This window comes from Winogradskyella vincentii (assembly GCF_020166345.1).
In the GTDB taxonomy this organism is placed as follows: Bacteria; Bacteroidota; Bacteroidia; order Flavobacteriales; family Flavobacteriaceae; genus Winogradskyella; species Winogradskyella vincentii.
The window spans coordinates 1-2,908 of record NZ_JAIUJS010000020.1 but is presented as its reverse complement, the minus strand read 5'-3'; the positions used below and the strand labels follow the sequence as shown (position 1 = coordinate 2,908).

Sequence of the window (2,908 nt, the reverse complement as noted above, 5' to 3'; positions counted from 1 at the left end):
GGCGTTGGCATAGCCCAGATCAGCGTGACCAACATACTCGGCCAGAGGGTGTACCAGAACGGCAACGCATACCCAGGGTCCTACACGGAGTACGACCTACAGGGTCTGACAACGGGTACATATATTGTTCAGTTGGTGACAGAAAATAATGCGATATTTTCAAAAAAGATAGTTTTAAATTAACCTTATATATTATTTTTTTAGTACTGATATATTGCATTTAATCGACGATAAATAACATTTTATCGGAAAAAAGTACAATTTTAGCTTGCTTTTGATTTAAATAAAATGTAGAATTGCATAAGACTTATTTTGTATTAAGAAGTATTTCTTCCCTCAAAACATGAGAATCCATTGATATAGGAACTTTTTTAGTTTGTTAGAAAATGTGACTCGTTTGTAGTTTTAGTGTCTAAAAATTACCTATGAATCTACTTATGTAATTAATTATGAAGTTAAAAATACTTGTTATTGGTATTTTGTTTGTTCTAATAAATAGTATCACCTATTCTCAAACAAATGCAAATAGTATACAATCTGGTGTTACTTTTCAATGGAGTGATAATCAGACTACCTACACACAACCTGCTACTATAGAGAGTATCACTGTTAATGGAAATGTATATTTTTCATTTGGTGCGCCAACAGGATACGAATTAACACAACTTGGACCTAATGGTCATGCCACAAATAATATTTCTAAAAATGGATCTTATGTAGAAACAACAAGTGCAAGTGCATCATGGAATACGACAGCATTGGATGCATTCCAATCCAAAAATTTAAATTATTACTTTGAAGCTAATGGAAATGGTCAGAATATTTGTGATAACTATACAGCTGAAGAAGCAACGACTTCCCAACGTTTCACTTTGACATATGATGGAGGAATTGTAGCAAGCTCAAGTGGAGTAATTGCCGTAACCGAACAGAATGCCAATAATTGTTATCATATAGAATTTTTTGGAATACCTGAAGATGGTGGACCAGAGCAATCGTTAGGTGAAACATTTGTTAATAATGCTGGTACCCAATGGGGATTTGGGGGAACTGGTAGTTATGGAAACATTGGGACTCCAGGATCTTTAAACCCACCTCCCGCAGGTTCTGATTATTGGTTAAGTGATCGAGTAGTAAGAAATGCCGGGACTCTAGGTATTGCCGTTTTTTACCTAGATGATATAGCACCAACGGGATCGTTAATTACAAAAGCTACATTAACTGCATCAACAGTAGATAACGGTGATGGTAAAATGTTTATTTTAACGTTACCGGACAATGATGGTGATGGTTTTAGTGATGTTGATGATTTGGATGATGATAATGATGGTATTAAGGACATAGATGAATCAAATGGATTAGATGCATCGGGTGATCACGATGTGGATGGTTTGCCAAATTATAAAGATTCTGATTTTTGTACATTAAATTCTGAAGGAATATGCGCAATATTAGATTTTGATTCTGATGGAATTTCGAACCATTTTGATCTAGATAGTGACAATGATGGTATTATGGATGTGTCTGAATCTGGAGGAATTGATAAAATTTCTCCGGCCTCAACATTTATAAAGGATGGTAAAGCAGATGGTAAACCAGGATCTACTCCTACGACTTTAGGGATACCTTCTAGTGCATTGACTGGTAATATACCTTTAAATTCAGATGGAACCGGAAATTATAATTTTTTAGACTTAGATTCAGACGATGATGGTATTCCAGATAATATAGAATTACAACAAACAGCGATTTATAAAGCACCAAGTGGCTTAGGTATTACAATCACGGATTTAGATCAAGATGGTGTTGATGATAATTATGGTACTGACTTAAGAATTGTTGATACGGACTGGGATGGAATCTTCGATTATGTTGATTCAGATTCGGATAATGATGGGATACCAGACATACAGGAAAATGGTATGTCAAATATACTTTCTGGGATTGATTCAGACAATGATGGTTTAGATGATATTTTTGAAGGTAGTAACATCAACGACCCGTTGGATGTCAATGACGAGATCAACAACCCGAACTCATCGATTTTGCCCGATTCTGATTTAGACAAAAGTTCAGGCGGCGATCTTGATTATAGAGATTTATTTGATATTAATCCAGCTTACACATCAACCCTGGACTTCGACGGTATCGACGATTATTTGTACGGTGACAGTCTTTTGGACGGTGCGGGCGAGCTTACGATGATGTCCTGGATCAAGATAGACTCTGGTAATTCTACAGGTTCCACGACGCTTATGGGCGAGGACGACGGTTGCAGGCTCTTTGTGACCGAGTGCAACAAGCTGATGTTCGGCATCAGGAGCAGTTCGGGCACGACTCACCTTGCCACTGGCATCAACGTCGATTTTAACGAATGGCACCATATCGCTGGTGTTTTCTCTAGCTCTACTGGTGAGCTTATGGTCTATGTTGACGGCAAGCTCGAGGGCTATGTACTGGAGCCTTCCCTCGTTGGCAGGACGGTATCGCCTTCTTCGGACTGGAACGGCAGCTTTGAGGTGGGCAGGCGCTCTACGGATTTGTCTGCGCGCGAGCATTTCAAGGGAGACATCGACGAGATCAGGGTCTTTGACACAGCACTGAGCATTGACCAGGTACAGCAGATGGTCTACCAGGAGATAACGAACGACGGAGGTTTCGTAGGTGGTACGGTTATCCCGAAGCCTATTGAGGACAGGGACACGGCACAGAAGGTGTCTTGGTCCAGCCTTTTAGCGTACTATTCCATGACCGATATAAAGAACAACACAACGGCGGACTATTCTAGCAACGACTACGAGCTTACGCTGATGAACATAAACACGTTACAGGACCAGACTGCACCTATGCCTTACGAGACGGTAGCTGACGGTGACTGGAGCAGCGAGTCCACGTGGCTATACGGCAA

The 2,908-nt window shown here is 39.9% G+C and carries 2 protein-coding genes; both read left to right on the top strand.

What is annotated here, in order from left to right:
• The first annotated feature begins 9 nt into the window (after positions 1-9).
• A complete protein-coding gene (locus LBV24_RS15330) occupies positions 10-183 on the top strand; it encodes a T9SS type A sorting domain-containing protein (protein WP_224479465.1) in 174 nt (57 codons plus the stop codon).
• A gap of 266 nt (positions 184-449) precedes the next feature.
• On the top strand, positions 450-2,908 hold a 2,459-nt coding region (locus LBV24_RS14940; protein ID WP_317196185.1), incomplete at its 3' end, for a LamG domain-containing protein.